This is a genomic window from Paraburkholderia flagellata, assembly GCF_021390645.1.
Lineage (GTDB): Bacteria > Pseudomonadota > Gammaproteobacteria > Burkholderiales > Burkholderiaceae > Paraburkholderia > Paraburkholderia flagellata.
In genome coordinates this window covers 74,214-91,451 of record NZ_JAJEJT010000002.1, presented here as the reverse complement: position 1 = coordinate 91,451, position 17,238 = coordinate 74,214, and the positions used below count along the sequence as shown (strand labels likewise).

General features: G+C 65.6%; 16 protein-coding genes. 9 read left to right on the top strand and 7 right to left on the bottom strand.

Annotated features, from left to right (window positions below):
- Window positions 1–154 precede the first annotated feature (154 nt).
- Both L0U83_RS14780 and L0U83_RS14775 read left to right on the top strand, forming a co-directional pair.
- Window positions 155–1,318 (top strand): branched-chain amino acid ABC transporter substrate-binding protein, encoded by a 1,164-nt coding sequence (locus L0U83_RS14780; RefSeq protein WP_233884117.1) that lies wholly within the window; start codon window positions 155–157, stop codon window positions 1,316–1,318.
- Between the two features lie 361 nt (window positions 1,319–1,679).
- Window positions 1,680–2,747 (top strand): DUF2242 domain-containing protein, encoded by a 1,068-nt coding sequence (locus tag L0U83_RS14775; protein ID WP_233884116.1) that lies wholly within the window; start codon window positions 1,680–1,682, stop codon window positions 2,745–2,747.
- Between the two features lie 75 nt (window positions 2,748–2,822).
- Here L0U83_RS14775 and L0U83_RS14770 read toward each other — a convergent pair whose 3' ends face one another.
- A complete protein-coding gene (locus L0U83_RS14770; RefSeq protein ID WP_233884115.1) occupies window positions 2,823–3,452 on the bottom strand; it encodes a LysE family translocator in 630 nt (209 codons plus the stop codon).
- A 393-nt stretch (window positions 3,453–3,845) separates the two neighbouring features.
- Between L0U83_RS14770 and L0U83_RS14765 the strand changes: the two genes are divergently transcribed.
- Window positions 3,846–4,328, top strand: coding sequence for an Lrp/AsnC family transcriptional regulator (locus L0U83_RS14765; RefSeq protein WP_201697314.1), 483 nt, complete (start codon window positions 3,846–3,848; stop codon window positions 4,326–4,328).
- Window positions 4,329–4,381: 53 nt separating this feature from the next.
- On the opposite strand, the gene L0U83_RS14760 is transcribed toward L0U83_RS14765, so the two are convergent.
- From L0U83_RS14760 to L0U83_RS14750, 3 genes are read right to left on the bottom strand one after another with little or no spacing between them, the layout of a single operon-like run.
- Entirely contained in the window at window positions 4,382–4,612 is a 231-nt protein-coding gene (locus L0U83_RS14760) for a DUF2783 domain-containing protein (RefSeq protein ID WP_233884112.1), read from the bottom strand.
- 17 nt (window positions 4,613–4,629) lie between these two features.
- A complete protein-coding gene (locus L0U83_RS14755) occupies window positions 4,630–6,342 on the bottom strand; it encodes an FAD-dependent oxidoreductase (RefSeq protein WP_233884108.1) in 1,713 nt (570 codons plus the stop codon).
- Window positions 6,343–6,378: 36 nt separating this feature from the next.
- Window positions 6,379–7,338, bottom strand: coding sequence for an MBL fold metallo-hydrolase (locus L0U83_RS14750; RefSeq protein WP_233884107.1), 960 nt, complete (start codon window positions 7,336–7,338; stop codon window positions 6,379–6,381).
- Between the two features lie 280 nt (window positions 7,339–7,618).
- On the opposite strand from L0U83_RS14750, the gene L0U83_RS14745 reads away from it, so the two are divergent.
- From L0U83_RS14745 to L0U83_RS14735, 3 genes are read left to right on the top strand one after another with little or no spacing between them, the layout of a single operon-like run.
- Complete coding sequence (locus tag L0U83_RS14745) at window positions 7,619–8,491, top strand: IclR family transcriptional regulator (protein ID WP_233884106.1); 873 nt, start codon at window positions 7,619–7,621, stop codon at window positions 8,489–8,491.
- The gene (locus L0U83_RS14740) at window positions 8,479–9,363 is read left to right on the top strand and encodes an IclR family transcriptional regulator (RefSeq protein WP_233884105.1); all 885 of its coding nucleotides are present in this window, start codon (window positions 8,479–8,481) and stop codon (window positions 9,361–9,363) included. Before L0U83_RS14745 ends, L0U83_RS14740 begins: the two co-directional genes overlap by 13 nt.
- 54 nt (window positions 9,364–9,417) lie before the next feature.
- A complete protein-coding gene (locus tag L0U83_RS14735; RefSeq protein ID WP_233884101.1) occupies window positions 9,418–10,869 on the top strand; it encodes a cytochrome P450 in 1,452 nt (483 codons plus the stop codon).
- A gap of 3 nt (window positions 10,870–10,872) precedes the next feature.
- Here L0U83_RS14735 and L0U83_RS14730 read toward each other — a convergent pair whose 3' ends face one another.
- The 3 genes from L0U83_RS14730 to L0U83_RS14720 form a co-directional block, all read right to left on the bottom strand.
- Complete coding sequence (locus tag L0U83_RS14730) at window positions 10,873–11,784, bottom strand: MurR/RpiR family transcriptional regulator (protein WP_233884099.1); 912 nt, start codon at window positions 11,782–11,784, stop codon at window positions 10,873–10,875.
- A 61-nt stretch (window positions 11,785–11,845) separates the two neighbouring features.
- Window positions 11,846–12,907 (bottom strand): ABC transporter ATP-binding protein, encoded by a 1,062-nt coding sequence (locus L0U83_RS14725; RefSeq protein ID WP_233884098.1) that lies wholly within the window; start codon window positions 12,905–12,907, stop codon window positions 11,846–11,848.
- A gap of 52 nt (window positions 12,908–12,959) precedes the next feature.
- On the bottom strand, window positions 12,960–13,742 hold the full coding sequence (locus tag L0U83_RS14720) for an SDR family oxidoreductase (RefSeq protein WP_233884097.1): 783 nt from the start codon (window positions 13,740–13,742) through the stop codon (window positions 12,960–12,962).
- Window positions 13,743–14,032: 290 nt separating this feature from the next.
- Between L0U83_RS14720 and L0U83_RS14715 the strand changes: the two genes are divergently transcribed.
- From L0U83_RS14715 to L0U83_RS14705, 3 genes are all read left to right on the top strand, one after another.
- Window positions 14,033–15,265, top strand: coding sequence for an ABC transporter substrate-binding protein (locus L0U83_RS14715; protein ID WP_233884096.1), 1,233 nt, complete (start codon window positions 14,033–14,035; stop codon window positions 15,263–15,265).
- A 196-nt stretch (window positions 15,266–15,461) separates the two neighbouring features.
- Window positions 15,462–16,367 (top strand): carbohydrate ABC transporter permease, encoded by a 906-nt coding sequence (locus tag L0U83_RS14710; protein ID WP_233884095.1) that lies wholly within the window; start codon window positions 15,462–15,464, stop codon window positions 16,365–16,367.
- Complete coding sequence (locus L0U83_RS14705; protein ID WP_233884094.1) at window positions 16,364–17,209, top strand: carbohydrate ABC transporter permease; 846 nt, start codon at window positions 16,364–16,366, stop codon at window positions 17,207–17,209. Before L0U83_RS14710 ends, L0U83_RS14705 begins: the two co-directional genes overlap by 4 nt.
- The last annotated feature ends 29 nt before the right edge of the window (window positions 17,210–17,238 follow it).

The following is a 17,238-nucleotide window of genomic DNA, read 5'->3' as shown; positions in this document are numbered from 1 at the left end:
GTTGCATGCGCAACGGTTTCGCTCGCCCAACCGCCATTCGGCGGCCGGTTTCTTTTGCTTCACCCCTGCGCAAAAAGGCACGCCGCGCGCTCCGGACGCGGTGCGGGCCCGGCTGCGCCCACGAAAAACGTAGACCGCTGAGGAGAGAACCAGAATGAATCCAAGCAACCGAAACACGCAAATGCGCCTGCGCGCGCCCGTCGTTCTTGCCGCCGTGGCGGCCCTGTGGAGCGCCGGTGCGCTCGCCCAGGCCACCGACGTCAAGATCGGCTTCGCCGCCCCGCTCACCGGTGGCCAGGCCCACTACGGCGCAGATTTCCGCAGCGGCGTGCAGATGGCGATCGACGACGAGAACGCCACGAGCCCGACCATCGGCGGCAAGCCGGTGCGCTTCGTGCTCGACGCCTACGACGACCAGGCCGACCCGCGCACCGGCACGACCGTCGCCCAGAAGCTCGTCGACGACGGTGTTTCCGCCGTCATCGGCCACTTCAACTCGGGCACCAGCATTCCGGCCGCGCCGATCTACGCGAAGGCCGGTATTCCCGAAATCGCCACGGCCACCGCGCCCACCTATACGCGCCAGGGTCTGCCCACCACGTTCCGTCTCGTGACGTCCGACGCGCAGCAAGGCAGCGTGCTCGGCGAATACGTCGTGAAGGACCTGAAGTTCAAGCGCTTCGCCGTGATCGACGACCGCACGGCTTACGGTCAAGGCGTGGCCGAAGAGTTCGCCAAGGCCGTGAAGGCGGCGGGCGGCACGGTGGTCGCGCAGGAATTCACGAACGACAAGGCCGTGGATTTCCGCTCGATCCTCACGCACATCAAGTCGGCGGACGTCGACGCGATCTTCTACGGCGGCGCCGACACCCAGGCCGCGCCGATGCTCAAGCAGATGAAGTCGCTCGCGATCAAGGCCACGCTGATCGGCCCCGACATGATGCACTCGGACGAACTCGTCAAGATCGCCGGTCCGGCGGCGGAAGGCGCGCTCGCTTCGTCGGGCGGCAGCCCGCTCGACCAGATGCCGGGCGGCAAGAGCTATGTCGAGCGCTACACCAAGCGTTTCAACAAGCCGGTCGAACTGTACTCGCCGTACGCGTACGACGGCACGCGCGCCGTGATCGCCGCAATGAAGAAGGCGAACTCGACCGATCCGCACCTCTACCTCGCCTCGCTCAAGTCGACGAACATGAAGGGCGTGACCACGAACGAACTGGCCTACGACCAGTACGGCGACCTCAAGTACGGCGGCGTGACGGTCTACAAGGTCGTGAGCGGCAAGTGGCAGCCGCTTACGACGGTCGGCACGAAGTAGGCCCACACTGACGCCGCGTTGCGGGCGCGGCGGCCAGTGTGGCTCCTAAGATTTAGCGCATTGCGCACTGGAACAGCCGGCGGTACCCGGCTGCGGCGCACGCCAGCGAGTTCGCTTCTCCACTCGCTGCCCCGGGCGCCGGGTTGACACGGGCTTTCGCGTTGGGCGGAAGCCCGTTTTTTTCGTCATGCGGGATGTAAGCGTTCGGAACGCCTTCGTCCGGCTTTCGAAATGCCGCGAAAAAACGAGCGTTCGGTTGTGCGCAGCGGAACCGAACTACAATGCAACCCGTACGATGCAATGCCGCATTGCCGCCCTGTTTGCCCCGAACATGTCCCGTTTTTCGAAAGCTTTCCCTCGTTTGCCCGTCCCGGTTCGTCACGCCGCCCTCACCGTAGCTACGGTGACGCTGGCTGCCGCGCTCGGCGCGTGCTCGTCGCCCAAGCCCAAGTTCCAGGAAGATCAATTGCTGAGCACCGCGCCCAGCCAGTTCTCGCGCAGCTTCAACTACGCGAGCACGGACGCCTGCGAGTCGTCGCGCCGCGCGCTTCTGAGCCAGGGCTACATGACGACGATGACGCGCAACGACACCGTCGACGCCACGAAAAACTTCCAGCCGACGATGGATCAGCACATCGTCGTGGAGGTGCACGTGGTCTGCACGCCGGGCGACGCGAGCAATACGAGCATGGTGTACGTGAATGCCGTGCAGAACGGCTACGCGCTCAAGAAGAGCGATACCTCGGCGAGCGTGGGGCTCTCGATTCTGGGGTCGGTATCGCTGCCTATTCGCTCGAACAGCGACGAGATGGTGAAGATTTCGAGCGAGACGATCCAGTCGGGGCCGTTTTACTCGCGCTTCTTCGACCTGGTGGGGCGGTATTTGAATGCTTCGGCGCGCAGCGAGCCTGTGCCGAGCACCGGCGCGATCGATGTTGCGCCACTGCCGCCGCCCATCGCGCCGGTCACGGCAAGCGCGGCGCCCGCCGCGACCACGGTGGGGTCGGCAGCGCCGGCCGCTGCTGCAGCGGCTGCGGCAACGGGTGCGGCGGTGCTGCACAGCACGACGCTGCCGGCGGCGCCTGTGGTGACGGCGCCTGCTGCCGCGCCCGCGGCTGCGTCTGCGCCTGCTACGGCGGCGCCCGCGCCCGCCGCATCGACTCCGGGCGCCGCCGCTCCGGTCGACCACGCCACGGCGGCGGCGGCCGCGATCATGGGTGTGTCGCCGACTGTTCCGGCAAACCCGCAGGCTACAGGGCTCACGGCGAGTGTGACCACTCACAACGCGTCGGCGTCTGCGCCCGTCGCGGCGTCGGCAAGCGCTGCGGCAGCGCAAACGCTCGCTTCGACCTCGTCGGACTCCGGCACGTCTGCCACGCCGACTGTAGCGCCGGCCGCATCGACCACCGGCAGCACGACGACGCCCTAAGCCCGGCGCGCCGAACCGGCGTCACGCCAACCGGCTCGCGCACAACCGCGCGCGAGCCATCCGCCGCCTGCACGCTCAGCGCAAGCCGGCCATCATCGCGCCCATTCCCACGAGCAGGCTGCCCATCAGGCGATTCACGGCGCGCATACGCGTCGGGCGCTGCAGCACGTGGCGCAGCCGGTGCGAAAACAGCGCCATCGAAGCCACGCCTCCCGCAAACAGCACGGCGAACGTCGCCGCCAGCAGCAAATACTGACGGTTGGCGCTCCAGGGCGCGTCGGCACTCATGAACTGCGGGAAAAACGACGGGAAGAACAGCAAGGTCTTCGGATTGAGCCCCGAAGTCGCAAAACCGCGCCAGAACAAATCGCGACGGCTTGCGCTATCGGCTGCAACGGCTGGCGCATCCGTGCCCGCCAGCGAGCGGCTGCGCCACTGCTTGCAGCCCAGCCAGACGAGATAGGCCGCACCCAGCCAGCGCAGCAACGTAAGTGAATGCTCACTAATTAACAGCAGCGAATTAAGGCAAAGCGCCGTCAACGCGAGTTGGAGCAGCACGGCGAGCGTGCCGCCCCAGACGCAGGGCAGCGCGCGGCGCCAGCCAGCATGGAGCGCCTGACTCATGGTGAGCACGTTGACTGGACCGGGGGTGTAGACGAGTACGAGCGCGGCGGCGAGAAAAGATAGATACAGCTGGATCGACATTGCTGGGCGTGCTGGCGAAGACGTTGTGACGGACGGCGCTCGGGGTTGGGAAAAGCATCGAAAACGGACAACAAAAAACCGCGCAAAAGCGCGGTTTTCGAATGCCATCTGCCTGACCGGACATTGCTGGCTGCGTGGTGTACGCGCGCAACGCCCGGTAGCCGCCGCAGGGTGCAACGGAAACCGGCCCTGACGGACCACCGCGGCTTGTGGCTGCGGCGGCGCTCCCCGACGCGGGGAGGTGGCCGCGTGGGTCGTGCCAGGCAAGAAGGCATGGAGAAAATATACCGGTGGATAGCCGGATTAGGCTTCCGGTTTTTAGGTGGAAACGGTCGATATACGGAATCTTCTTCCGCTAGAATTGACCTTACCTGCACAAGATTCTTTATCGCCATGAGCCCTCGTGAACGTGCGCCCAAAGCGCTCGACAATCAGGACCGCAAGATCCTCAGCGCCCTGCAAAAAAACGCCCGACTATCGAATGCCGAACTGGCCGAGCAGGTGGGCATGTCCACGACCGCGTGCTGGAACCGCACGCGCCAGCTCGAAGCCGATGGCTATATCGACGGCTATGTCGCGCTCGTGAACCAGCAAAAGCTGGGCTACGCAGACATCGTGATTCTGGAAGTGACGCTCGACCGCCACGAAGACGACGCGCTCGCGCGCTTCGGCGCCGAACTCGCGGCGCTGCCAGAAGTGCTCGAGGCGTATCTCGTCTCCGGCGAGTACGACTACTGGATCAAGGTGGCGGTAGACGGCACCGCAGGCTACGAGCGTTTTCTGCGCGAGAAGCTCTATCGCATCTCGAGCATTCGCCACAGCCGGTCGATGTTCGCCTTGCGCTGCATGAAGGATGTGCCGTCGATGCAGGTGTGATGGCTGGCGAGCGGCCGGCAGGTACGCGGCCGCTCGCGTCGACGTGATATTTTTTACGCCGCAAGTTTTCCTGTCGCGCCGTTGCTCGCCGGCGCGCTCACGCCTGCGCGCGCGAAGCGAAGCGCTTCAATCAGCGTTTCGTGGTCGCCTATGTGATTCGCCAGCAGCAGAATGAGTTGCGCGTTGGCCGATTGACTCTGCGCCTCGTCGAGATCGCGATGCATGTCGATCAGCGCTTCGTAAAAGTCGTCCGGTCTTGCCAGATTCGGTTGGGTGTTCAGCATGGTTGTCTCCTCTCCCTCTATGCCGTGCCTTGCACGCAAAGCGCACGCTTGAGTGCGCTTTCCACACGCGCCGCGTCGGCGCGCCGCCAGCGTGCGCTCACGTGCTGGTCAGGACGAATCAGATAGAACGCACCATCCTGCGCGCCGTATCGCTGCGCCGCCAGTCCTTGCACGTCGCGCAACACCACCGTCGATGCAGGCAGACCCGCGGGCACGGCCGCATCGCCTTCGAGCATCACCACGAACTTGAGCGGCACCGGTGAATGCGAGAGCGCCTGCAGCATGTCGAGCGTCGCGGTATCGAATGCCGAGCCCGCGCGGCTGAACACGAGGCCCGCAAACTGGTCGCCCAGATGCGCAAGCAGCCAGCTCTCGTTGCCCGCTGCGTTTAGCACCGGCGCGTCCGCGCACGATGCGCCCGGCTCCATCTTGCCGCCGAACGTATCTTCGTCGGGCGTGTTCAAAGTCGATTCGCGCAGCACTGCCGGCACGGAAAGCCGGCCGCTGTTCACCAACTGCCGCGCAAATGCATGGTCGCGAGCGAGCGTGAGCACGGCGTCGCGGAACACGCGGCTCACCGCGCTCTTCGGCGTGATGAAGTCGGTCGAACGCGTCGAGTTGCGGATGTTTTCGTCGGCCGCGTATTCGCGCTCGCTCGCATAGGTGTCGAGCAGCGCGTCGGGTGCGTGGTTCTCCAGCACCATGGCGAGCTTCCATGCGAGGTTCTCGCCGTCCTGAAAGCCGCTATTCGCGCCGCGCGCGCCGAACGGCGAAACCAGATGCGCCGAGTCGCCTGCGAACAGCACGTTGCCCTGGCGGAAGCTGTCCATGCGCAGGCACGAGAACGTGTAGATGCTCACCCACTCCAGCTCGAACTTCACATCGGGGCCGAGTAGCGCGCGCACGCGCGGAATCACGCGCTCGGGCGTTTTCTCGAGCACCGGGTCGGCGTCCCAGCCGAGCTGGAAGTCGATGCGCCACACGTTATCGGGCTGGCGATGCAGCAGCACCGACTGGTTCGGATGAAACGGCGGATCGAACCAGAACCAGCGCTCGGTCGGAAAGTCGGCTTCCATCTTCACGTCGGCGATGAGGAAGCGGTCCTTGAACGTGCGCCCGTGACTGTCGAGGCCGAGCAGCTTGCGCAGCGGGCTGCGCGAGCCGTCGGCGGCCACCACGTAGCGCGCGAGCAGCGTGTACGGGCCGTCGGGTGTTTCGATTTCGAGCGCGACGTGCGCATCGCTTTCGCCCGGCGTGCCGTGCTGAGCCACGCCCGTCACCTTGTTCTTCCAGCGGATTTCGAGGTTGGGCAACGCCTGTGCACGTTCGAGCAGATAGCCTTCCACGTAGTACTGCTGAAGATTCACGAAAGCCGGCCGATGGTGACCGCTTTCAGGCAGCAGGTTGAACGTGTAGACGAGTTCGTCCTTGCGGAACACCTTGCCCACGTTCCAGCTCACGCCCTTTTCGACCATGCGCTCGCCGCAGCCGAGGCGGTCGAAAATATCGAGCGAGCGCTTGGAAAAGCAGATGGCGCGCGAGCCCGTGGAAAGCGTGCAGTCGTCGTCCACGAGCACCACCTGCACACCTTGCCGCGCGAGATCGATGGCGGTCGCCAGGCCCACCGGCCCCGCGCCGACCACCACGACCGGACGCACGCACGCGGCGGCGTCCGGGGTTTGTTCGCTGCATCGCGCGTAGTCGAAGGTCAGCGTTTGATAGTCGATCATTCTTGTCTCCACCAGTCCACCCATTCCGGCCCGTGCTCAATCCTGCAACGCGTCCCACATCTCCTTGTCGCGCTGCGCCGTCCAGATGCGCGGATGCGTAATGCCGCTCGCCTCGTCATACGCGCGGGTCACGTCGAACGGCAGGCAATGCTCGTAGATGAACACATGGCCGAACTTCGGGTCCATCGCCTCGCGCGTGAGCGACATCGCGCCCTTCAGGTCGAGCTTGCGTTCCACGGCGGCGCGGCCCTGTGCGAGCAGCGTGGTCACGAAGTCCTTCGTGTAGTCGAGACCCTTGTTCACTTCGGCGGGGTTGAGCAGCGCGGGGCCGCGGCCCGGCACGAGCTTTTCGGCGCCAAGCGAGCGCAGCGCTTCGAGCGTAGCGGGCCAGTCGGCAAGCTGGGCGTCGCCGCAATAGCAGGCAGCGTCGTATTCGACGAGGTCTCCCGAGAACAGCACCTTCTGCTCGGGCAGCCACACCACGGTGTCGCCCTTCGTGTGACCCGAGCCGAGGTGCGCGATCTTCACTTCGAGCTTGCCGAGGAACAGCGTGATTTCCTTCTCGAACACGAGCGTGGGCCATGTGAGGCCCGGCACCGTTTCGACGCCCGCGAACAGGCGCGGAAAGCGCTCGATTTCAGACTTCATGTCGGCTTCGCCGCGCTCGACGATCATTTCGTACGTGCCGCGGCTCGCGATCACCTGCTGCGCGCCTTCCTTGAAGTAAGCCGAAGCGCCCAGCACGCGCACCGCGTGATAGTGCGAGAGCACGACGTACTTGATGGGCTTGTCCGTCACCGTGCGGATCTTCGCGATGAGGTCCTGCGCCATGGCGGGCGTAGCCGTGGTGTCGACGATCAGCACGCCGTCGTCGCCGATGATGACGCCCGAGTTGGGGTCGCCTTCCGTGGTGTACGCGTATGCGTTTTCCGAGAGCTGCGTGAAAGTGACCTTCTTTTCTTCGAGGTCGGCCTGGGATGCGAACGCCTTTGCCATGTTGAGTCTCCGTATCGAGGGGCTCTTGAAGCCAGGGCGGGGCGAAGCGTGCAGGGGCTGGGCGCGCACGGCGCCAGCGCTGGTTGTCTCGCCCCGTTTGAAATTGGACGGCTGTTGTGCCGGGGTGAGGCCATCTTGGCCTCCCGATTTTTATTTGTCAATAGCGAATTACATCGCTATACGCTAATTTCTAGCCGATACGCGCTGTAGCCTGCCCAGATGCCATGGGCCGCCGCCATTCAGTTAACATGGACCCTTTTTCAGCCAGAGAAAAGCGCCAATGAGACGTCGCAACGAAAGCGCCGCGTCCGCGCCGGAAAGCAGCGCTACGGCTGCCCGCGAGCAGCGCGGCATTCAGAGCGTCGAGGTGGGCGGACGCCTGCTGCGCGCGCTCGCCGACGCGCGCGCGCCGCTTGGCGCCACCGATCTCGCGGCGAGCGGTGAGATTCCGTCGAGCCAGGCGCACGCCTATCTCGTGAGCCTCACGCGTCTTGGGCTGATCAAGCGCGACGCGCTGTCGGGGCGCTATGAGCCCGGCCCGCTCGCGCTGCGCCTCGGCCTGCTGCATCTCGCGCAGCAGCCAGCGCTGCGCGAGGCGGTGCCGCGCGCGGCAGCGCTCGCGCAGGCGCTCAATTGCAGCGTCGCGCTCTGTATCGCCGGGCCGCAGGGGCCGACCATCGTGCGCTACGAGCACGCGAGCCTGCCGCTGCACGTGAACCTGCACGTCGGTACCGTGATGTCGCTGCGTGCCACGGCCACGGGCCGCGTGTTCTGCGCGTTCCTCGGGCCTGAGGCGCTCGCAGCCGTATGGACCACGCAAACCGCGCAGCCGGTGTGGCGCGGCACCAGCCACGCGGCAAGTGCCGCCAGCGCGCCCCCGGAAAGCGCGCCGGACGCCGGCTTCCTCGCCTCGCTCGACGCCATTCGCGCGCGCGGCTACGAACTCGCCATCGACGCACCCAGCCCCGGCGTGAGCAGCGTGTGCATGCCCGTACTCGGGCCGCAACGCGAACTGAGTCTCTTGCTCACCGCTATTGGCGCGAGCGGCGCACTCGACGTGCGCGCGGACGGCGCGGTCGTGCGCGCGCTGCGCGACGCTGCCGCCGAAATCGCAGCCGCCGCTTTTCCATCGACACCAACATGCCCCGAGTAAGCTCCAAGCCCCCGCGCGACGACAACGTCGATGTGACCCAAGCCGCGAGCGCAGACGCCGCGATCCACGTCACGCCCGAAGCCGACAAGCCGCAGCGCGGCATCCAGTCGCTCGATGTCACGGGCGAGCTGCTCGCCGCGCTCGTCGCGGCCGGCACGCCCTTGCCGTTGCGCGACCTGGCCGCCGCCGCCGGCATGGCGCCCGCCAAGGCCTTCCCGCACCTCGTGAGCCTGCAGAAGATCGGCCTGCTCGCGCGCGACGCGGCGGGCCGCTACGAAGCGGGGCCGCTCAGCCTCGAACTCGGCCTGATCGGCCTTGCGCGGCTCTCGCCGGTGCGCGAGGCCGATGCCGAACTGGTCGGCCTCGCCGCCGCCACCGCGATGAGCGTCGCGCTCGCGGTGCCGGGGCCGCTTGGCCCGACCGTCGTGCGCCTCGAAGAATCGGCGTTACCGCTGCACGTGAGCCTGCGCCCCGGCACGGTGATGTCGCTTGTGAACACGTCGATCGGACGCGTGTTCGCCGCATGGGTCGACGACGATGTGCGCGCAGCCCTCCTCGCCCAGGACGAACTGCGGCTCGCGGGCGCGAAGCCGCGCGAAGGCGCGACGCCCGCCTACCTCGCGCGGCTCGCCGCCATTCGCGCCGAAGGCGTGGATACGGCGCTCGACAAGCCCATTCCCGGCATCAGCACCGTGACCGCGCCCGTGTTCGACCACACGGGCAGCGTGTGCCTGGTGCTCGCGGTGATGGGACCTACGGGCAGCCTCGACATCGCGCGCGAAGGCACGGCGGCGCAACTGCTGATCGCCGCCGCGCAGCGCCTCTCGCGGCGCTTCGGCTACATGGAAGGCGCGGCGGCCGCGCCGCTGTGAGCGCCTTTCGCGCGCAATACAAAAACAGCATGCCTAACTAATGAGAATACGCCCATGAGCACGGCATCGACCGGACAAACGTTGCGCCAGATCGCCGACCTGCCCTGCCCGCGCGGCCTGCCGCTGCTCGGCAATCTGCTGCAGCTTTCGCCGCCGCGTCTGCATTTGATCCTCGAACAGTGGGCCGCCGAACTCGGCGCGCCCTACCGCTTCCAGGTGGGCGGCATCCCCATCACGATCTGGACCGACACCGAACTGATCCAGCAGATCATGCGCGAGCGGCCGCATCGCTTCCGCCGCTATCAGCCGATCGAAGCCGTGTTCGAGGAGATGGGCTTCAACGGGCTTTTCTCCGCGGAAGGCGTAGCGTGGGAACCGCAGCGCAAGCTCGTCATGCAGGCGCTCTCGATACCCAATATCAAGGCGTTCTACCCCACGCTGGCCGAGATCACGCAGCGGCTTCACGCACGCTGGCAACGCGCGGCCGAGCGCGGCGAGACCGTCGAGATGACCGACGACCTCAAGCGCTACACGGTCGATGTGACGAGCGCGCTCGCGTTCGGCGAAGACCCGCGCACGCTGGAGCGCGACCACGGCGTGATTCAGGAGCATCTGGAGCGCATCCTGCCGGGCGTAATGAGGCGCACGAATGCGCTCTTTCCGTATTGGCGATATGTCAAGCTGCCGTCGGACCGCAAACTCGAGCGCTCACTCGCCGAAGTCCACCGCTACGTCAACGCGATGATGGCGCGCGCCCGCGAGCGCATGCGCGACGAGCCCTCGGAAACGCCGCGCAATCTGCTCGAAGCGATGCTCGCCCAGCAGCAGGCGCCGGGCGGCGACACGTCCATCAGCGACGCGCAGATCCGCGCGAATGTCCTCACGCTCCTGATCGCGGGCGAAGACACGACCGCCGATTCCATCGCGTGGACGCTGCCCTACCTCGCCGCGGATACGGCCTTGCAGCGGCATCTCGGCGACGAAGCGCAGCGCGCGCTCGGCAATTCGACGGTTTGTCCCGACTACACGACGTTGAAAGACCTCGATATTTTCGAGGCGATCTGTATCGAGGCGACGCGTTTGCGGCCGGTAGCGTCCGTGCATTCGTTCGAGCCGCTGGAAGATGTAGTCGTGGACAACGTGGCGTTGCCCAAGGGCACGCGCATGTTCTTCGTCGCGCGTCCCGCCATGCTGGATGCGAAAAATTTCGCCGATCCGCAGCGCTACGATCCGTGGCGCTGGATGAAGCGCACAGAACGCGAATCCGATGACGGAAAAGCCCATGACGTGCGCGCTTATCTACAGTTCGGCGCGGGGCCGCGCGTGTGTCCTGGCCGCCATCTCGCGACCGTGGAAATGCGCCTCGCGCTCTCGATGCTGATGAAGTCGTTCACGATCGAGCTGGCGATCGATCCCGCGAAGATTCAGGAAGTGCAGGCGTTCACGATGGTGCCGGACACGATGCCGGTGCGGCTCAAACGGCGCGAAGGCGCCACGTTTGCCTAAGCATCAACGCCCGTCTTCCGGCGTGCCAACTGCGGGAGCATCGTCGGGCGCGCCATCGCTGCGCGCCTGGGCGTCGCGCACCTTTTCGAGCGCCTTGGGCCCGAGCCCGAGCGACACGCCCAGCGCGAGCGCATCGAGCACCGCGAGATGCGCGATGCGCACCACGGCAGGCGCGTGCGCATCGCTCGCGGCGGGTACGCGCAGCAAAAGCGGAATGTCCACCACCCACGCGAGCCGCGAACCCGCGCTCGTGAGCGCGATGGTCGTCGCACCTCGCTCCTTGGCGATCTGAATGCTCTCGTTGACCTCGACGCTGCGCCCCGACTGCGAGATTGCGAACGCCACGTCGCCCGGTTCGAGCAGCGCCGCGTAAAGGCGCTGCAAATGCGCATCCGTGAACGCGCTCGCGGCGATGTCGAGCCGCAGCAGGCGCAGCGCCGCGTCTTGCGCAACGAGCCCCGAACCCGCGCCCACGCCGAAAAAGTACACGCGCCGCGCGCTGGAGAGCGCCGCCACCGCGGCCTCGAATACGGCTGTATCGAGCGAAGCGCGCGCATGCGTCACGCCCTGGACGACCGATTCCGTCACCTTGTCGAGCAAGGTGCCGACCTCGCCGGCCCACCCGGCGCCGCCCGCCTCGCCACCCGTCAACTCCGTGGCGAGCGCGAAGGGCACGTTGCCCGCCGCGCTCTGCGCGAGCCGCATCTTGAAGTCGCGCAGGCCGTGCGCACCCACCGCGCGGCAAAAACGCGTGACGGATGGCTCGGACACGTCCGCGCGCAACGCGAGTTCGGTGATGCTCGCGCGCATGGCGAAGTCGATGTCGGCGAGCACCATCTCCGCGACCTTGCGCTCGGCGGGACGCAGCGACTCCGCGACGTTGCGGATGTGATGGATCAGGTTGGAGACCGGCAAGCTGTTTTTCCCGTGGAAGGTACGAGGCGCCCGCTATCCAGTTTCGATGCGTGCTTCCGCTTCAATCGAGCCGCTTGCCGCTTTCAGTATCGAACAGATGCAGGTGCGCCAAAGGCAAACCTAGCGTCATGCGCTGGCCCGGCGTGACGTCCGGGCGCGCGCGCGTGGTGACGCACCATGTCGTGTCGCCTATTTTCCCGTAGAAGTGGGTCTCCGCGCCAGTCGGCTCGATCACGTCGACGGTGAACGGCACGTCGCCGCCCGCCTCGATGTGCTCGGGCCGCACGCCGAGCGTCACGCGTGCGCCCGCTTGCGCCTTGCCTTCCGGCAGCGGGATACGCACGCCGTCTTCGAGCACGAGCGCCGTGCCACGCGCGTCGCTCATCACCGTGCCCACGGCGAAGTTCATCGAGGGCGAGCCGAGGAAGCTCGCCACGAAAAGGTTGCCCGGCTTGTCGTAAAGATCGAGCGGACGGCCGATCTGTTCGATACGCCCCGCGTTCATCACGACGATGCGGTCGGCCATCGTCATCGCCTCGATCTGGTCGTGCGTGACGTACACCACCGTGTTGCGCAGGCGCTGGTGCAGCGCCTTGATCTCGGTGCGCATCTGCACGCGCAGCTTGGCGTCGAGGTTCGAAAGCGGCTCGTCGAAGAGGAAGAGCGCGGGCTCGCGCACCACGGCGCGGCCCATGGCGACGCGCTGGCGCTGGCCGCCGGAAAGCGCACGCGGCAGGCGCTCCAGGTAGCCCGACAGGTTGAGCATTTTCGCGGCGGCTTCGATGCGCGGCTTGAACCCGTCCTCGCGCTCCTTGCGAATGCGCGGACCGAACGCGATGTTGTCGTACACCGAGAGATGCGGGTAGAGCGCGTAGCTCTGGAACACCATCGAGATGTTGCGCTGCTGCGGCGGCAGCGCGTTCGCGCGCGTGCCGCCGATCGTGAGGTCGCCGCCGGAGATGTCTTCGAGACCGGCGATCATGCGCATCACCGTGGTCTTGCCGCAACCCGAGGGCCCGACGAGCACGACGAATTCGCCGTCTTCGATGTCGAGATCGACGCCGTGCACGACCTGAGTGTCGCCATAGCGCTTGTAGATGCCGTTCAGTTGTACCGCTGCCATGCTTTCCTCGTTTGCGTGAAGTCTTTTCAGGTCGAAGCGCCGCGTGCGCGCCTCAGAACGGGTCGAGCGTCAGTTCGTTCGCCATGAGGCGGTTGCCCGCCATGAGCCCCGCATCCACGGGCAGCGCCACGCCCGTGATGACGCGCGCTTGCGGCGAGGCGAGAAACTGCACGGCATCGGCGATATCCTCAGGCGTGGCCACGTCGCCGAGCGGATACCATTTGCTTAGTTCTTCGAATATCTTCGGATGCTGCTCGACACGCGCGCGCCACGCGGGCGTTTTCACCGTGCCCGGACAGACGATGTTCGCGCGTATGCCGTGCGGCCCCAGCTCCATGGCGAGCGCCTTCGTGTAGCTCACGAGGCCCGCCTTCGCCGCGCTGTACGCGGGGTGGCCGAGCGCCGAAAGGCCGTTCACCGAGCCAATCAGCACGAGCACGCCGCGCCGGCGTTCGATCATCGAGGCGCGTACGGCTTCGACCGTGTAGTAGGTCCCGTTCAGGTTCAGGTCGATGTCGCGCCGCCAGCTCGCGGCGTCGGTATGCGCGAGCGTCGTACCGAGCGCGCCGCCCGCGTTCGCCACCGCCACGTCCACCGGGCCGCGCGCCGCCACGCCGCGCGCCACGGCTTCGGCCACGGCGGCCTGATCGCTCACGTCGGCGGCAAGCGGCTCGAGGCGCGCCGCGCCCGCTTCGCCGATTTCCGTCGCGAGTTGTTGTACAAGCGCCGCGTCGCGGTCGAGCGCGAGCACCGTGTCGCCCGCCTCCAGAAACCGTTTGCACAGCGCGCGGCCTATGCCGCCGCCCGCACCCGTCACCAGTACCACCCGGCTCATGTCGACTCTCCGTGCGGCCCGCCAGTCATGCCAGCGAGCCTGAAAATTTCCTACATACGAATGGTGCACGGTCACCCTTATGCGGGTTTATACCGACCACGCCGCACCGCTGCAGTGCATGAATTTCCCCTGTTTTACAGCATGTTATGCAAATTCCGGCACTCGAAACAATATCGAGATTACCAGGTGACAACGCTTTTTTCATCCTGTAGGATTTTTTCAAACAACGCAACCCAGCAGCCGGGTCAAGGCGGCGGCATAAGCAGGAAAAACCACCTAGGAGAGAGAGAATGTCGTTTCAGGCACGTGCAACCACCATGCTCGGAAAGCTGGCCGTCGCGCTAGCGTTCGCCGGCATCACCGCCGCGGCGCACGCCGACACGGTCCGCGTGACCGTCGCCCACTACAGCGACGCCACCGCCCCGTACTTCGAGAAAATGGCCAAGCAGTTCGAGGCCGCCAACCCCGGCATCACGATCAAGATCGAAGACGTGAACTGGGACTCGCTGCAACAGAAGCTGCAAACGGACATCTCCGGCGGCGCCAACGCCGACCTCGCGATCATCGGCACGCGGTGGCTGCTCGACTTCGTGAAGGACGACATCGCCGAGCCGCTCGACCCGTACATGGACGCGAACTTCAAGGGCCGCTTCATCGGTCCGTTCCTCGCTCCGGGTCAGATCAACGGCAAGACCTACGGCCTGCCGATTGCCGCTTCGGCGCGCGCGCTGTACTACAACAAGGACATGCTCGCCTCGGTTGGCTATCCGAACGGCCCGAAGACCTGGAACGACGTGATCGACGCCTCGAAGAAGCTCAAGGCGAAGGGCATTGCGGGCTTCGGCCTGCAGGGCAAGGAAATCGAGACCGACGTGTACTTCTACTATGCGCTGTGGACCCACGGCGGCGAAGTGGTGGGCAAGGACGGCAAGGCGGCATTCAACTCGCCGGCTGGCGTGAAGGCCGCGACGCTCTACAAGACCATGATCGACGAAGGTCTTACGCAGCCGGGCGTGACGGGCTACAGCCGTGAAGACGTGCAGAACCTCTTCAAGCAGGGCCGCGTGGCGATGATGATCTCGGCGCCGTTCCTCGCCAAGCAACTGAAGAAGGAAGCACCGAACATCAAGTACGGCATCGATCCGATCCCGGTTGCGACGACGCCTGCAACGTACGCAGTGACCGACTCGATCATGATGTTCAAGAACTCCAAGGTAAAGCCAAGCGCCTGGAAGTTCCTGGACTACCTGTTCACGAAGGAACCGCGCGTGCAGTTCACGAGCACGGAAGGCTTCCTCCCGACCACGAAGGCTGAAGCGGGCGACCCGGCGTTCCAGGACGCAGATACGCAAGCCTTCATCGCGCTCCTGCCGCACGCAAAGTTCGCGCCGACCGTGACGGGCTGGGAAGACACCGCGAAGGCTGTGACCAATGGGATGCAGTCGGTCTACCTCGGCAAGGCCAAGCCTGCCGATGCGCTGAACCAGGCGGCCACCGAAGCGAACAAGTCGCTTGGCAAATAAGTTTGGCAAATAAGCCTGCAAGCAAGCCTTAATGGCAAAACCGGCGCGCGCCCGAAGTTCCCGGCGCGCGCCGGAGCGCCTGAGAACCGACGTTTCGAAGCACTGACGATTCGACATGACTACGGGTCCCCTGAAGCCCTCGCCCGCCACAGCAGCGGCCGGCGATGCCCCCGACCGATCACGCGCACGAACCCGCATGAGCCGACAACCCCGCGCCGTTTCCGCGCCCCGCGCGCCCTGGCTCCTGATCGTGCCGAGTCTCGTGCTCGCGCTCTTCATCATCAGCTATCCGATCTTCAACATCGTGTATCAGTCGCTGCACGATGTGTCGCGCTTCGGGCAGATCCGCGACTTCAGCGGCCTGCAGAACTTCTACAACGTGTTCGGCGATCCCGTATTCATGAGCGCCCTCAGGAACACGCTGATCTGGACATTCTTCGTCGTGGTGGGCACGGTGCTCATTTCCGTGCCCGTCGCGCTCGTGCTCAATCAGGACTTTTACGGCCGCGGCATTGCACGCACGATCGTCATGCTGCCATGGTCCGTCTCGCTCACGATGACAGCCGTGGTGTGGCGCTGGGCATTCAACGACGACTACGGCATGGTCAACGTCACGCTGCAGCGGCTCGGACTCGTTTCCGGACCGATCCACTGGCTCGCGACGCCCGAGTATGCGTTCCCGGTTGAAATCTGCGTGGGCATACTCGTGTCGATTCCGTTCACGACCACGATCCTGCTTGGCGGCCTTTCCTCTGTGCCGGGCGATATCTACGAAGCCGCGCGCATCGACGGCGCGAGCGCCTGGCAGCAGTTCCGCCAGCTCACGCTGCCGCTGCTCAAGCCGTTCATCAACATGGCGATCCTGCTCAATGTGATCTACGTGTTCAACTCGTTCCCGATCATCTGGGTCATGACGCAAGGCGGCCCCGATGACAGCACGCATATTCTCGTCACGTACCTTTACGAACTCGGTTTCCGGTTAGGACGACCAGGCGAAGCCGCCGCCGTCTCGCTCATCATGCTCGTGATCCTCTTCGCGTTCTCGGTGGTCTACCTGCGCTTGCAGGCCAAACGCGGCGGCGCCGAAGGAGACCTCGCATGAACCGCAAGCTCAAACGCTCGATCTGGTGCTGGCTCGCGCTCTCGCCGCTCGTCGTGGCCGTGCTGTTCCCGTTCGCGGTAATGTTCTTCACCTCGTTCAAGCCGGCTTCGGAAGTGTTCGTGTATCCGGCGCGCTGGCTGCCCATGCAGTGGCGCTGGCAGAACTACGTCGACATGTGGCAGGCCGCGAACTTTGGCGTCGCGCTTCGCAACAGCATTGTGGTGAGCTGTCTTTCCACGGCGCTCGCGCTCGCCGTGAGCCTGCCGGCCGCCTACGCGCTCGCGCGCTTCCCGTTCCGCGGGCGCGGCGTGTACCGCCAGTTCCTGCTCGTCACGCAGATGCTCTCGCCCATTCTGCTCGTGGTCGGCCTGTTCCGGCTCGCCGCGATGATTCCGTATGGCGACGGCAATCTCGTCGATTCGAAGATCGGTGTGATCGTCTCGTACGCCGCGTTCAACATTGCCTTTGCTGTGTGGATGCTTTCGTCGTATTTCCAGACCGTGCCGCGCGATCTGGAAGAATCGGCATGGCTCGAAGGCTGCAGCCGCACCGGCGCCGTGTTCCGCGTGTTCCTGCCGCTCGCGGTGCCGGCTGTGGTGGTCACGGCGATCTTCACGTTCATCAGCGCGTGGAACGAATTCGCCGTGGTCTACACACTGATCCGCTCGCCCGAGAACAAGACGCTCACGGTGCAGGTCACCGACATGGTGGCCGGCAAGTACACCGTGGAATGGCAGCTCGTCATGGCGGCGACACTCGCGGCCACGCTGCCGGTTTCCGTCGTCTTCGCCTGGCTGCAGCGCTATATGGTGAAGGGGCTCGCGCTTGGCGCGGTGAAGTAAACGCGAGGGAATTCATGGGTGGGCTCGCT

Coding starts and splice junctions, on each gene's coding strand:
- L0U83_RS14780 (WP_233884117.1), top strand. CDS start 155: ATGAATCCAAGCAACCGAAACACGCAAATGCGCCTGCGCGCGCCCGTC.
- L0U83_RS14770 (WP_233884115.1), bottom strand. CDS start 3,452: ATGTCGATCCAGCTGTATCTATCTTTTCTCGCCGCCGCGCTCGTACTC.
- L0U83_RS14765 (WP_201697314.1), top strand. CDS start 3,846: ATGAGCCCTCGTGAACGTGCGCCCAAAGCGCTCGACAATCAGGACCGC.
- L0U83_RS14760 (WP_233884112.1), bottom strand. CDS start 4,612: ATGCTGAACACCCAACCGAATCTGGCAAGACCGGACGACTTTTACGAA.
- L0U83_RS14755 (WP_233884108.1), bottom strand. CDS start 6,342: ATGATCGACTATCAAACGCTGACCTTCGACTACGCGCGATGCAGCGAA.
- L0U83_RS14750 (WP_233884107.1), bottom strand. CDS start 7,338: ATGGCAAAGGCGTTCGCATCCCAGGCCGACCTCGAAGAAAAGAAGGTC.
- L0U83_RS14745 (WP_233884106.1), top strand. CDS start 7,619: ATGAGACGTCGCAACGAAAGCGCCGCGTCCGCGCCGGAAAGCAGCGCT.
- L0U83_RS14740 (WP_233884105.1), top strand. CDS start 8,479: ATGCCCCGAGTAAGCTCCAAGCCCCCGCGCGACGACAACGTCGATGTG.
- L0U83_RS14735 (WP_233884101.1), top strand. CDS start 9,418: ATGAGCACGGCATCGACCGGACAAACGTTGCGCCAGATCGCCGACCTG.
- L0U83_RS14725 (WP_233884098.1), bottom strand. CDS start 12,907: ATGGCAGCGGTACAACTGAACGGCATCTACAAGCGCTATGGCGACACT.
- L0U83_RS14720 (WP_233884097.1), bottom strand. CDS start 13,742: ATGAGCCGGGTGGTACTGGTGACGGGTGCGGGCGGCGGCATAGGCCGC.
- L0U83_RS14715 (WP_233884096.1), top strand. CDS start 14,033: ATGTCGTTTCAGGCACGTGCAACCACCATGCTCGGAAAGCTGGCCGTC.
- L0U83_RS14710 (WP_233884095.1), top strand. CDS start 15,462: ATGAGCCGACAACCCCGCGCCGTTTCCGCGCCCCGCGCGCCCTGGCTC.
- L0U83_RS14705 (WP_233884094.1), top strand. CDS start 16,364: ATGAACCGCAAGCTCAAACGCTCGATCTGGTGCTGGCTCGCGCTCTCG.